Source organism: Streptomyces katrae (genome assembly GCF_000966975.1).
Taxonomy (GTDB): domain Bacteria; phylum Actinomycetota; class Actinomycetes; order Streptomycetales; family Streptomycetaceae; genus Streptomyces; species Streptomyces katrae.
Genome location: NZ_JZWV01001866.1, coordinates 1 through 204, shown reverse-complemented (window position 1 = coordinate 204; position 204 = coordinate 1). Strand labels below are relative to the sequence as shown.

1 pseudogene is annotated in these 204 nt (G+C 77.9%); it reads right to left on the bottom strand.

The features are described 5' to 3' along the window. Nucleotides 1-204, bottom strand: a pseudogene (locus tag VR44_RS40835) (polyketide synthase); the annotation flags it as partial.

The window sequence follows — 204 nt, the reverse complement described above, 5'->3', positions numbered from 1 at the left end:
AGGGGGCGGCCGGCGCCGCGTTCCCGCCCGTAGGTGGCGAGCAGGGCGGAGGCCTCGATGGGGTCGCCCAGGCGGGTGCCGGTGCCGTGTCCCTCGACGGCGTCGACGTCGGCGGTGGTCAGGCCGGCGTTGGCGAGGGCCTGGCGGATGACGAGTTGCTGGGCGCGGCCGCTGGGTGCGGTGAGGCCGTTGGAGGCGCCGTCC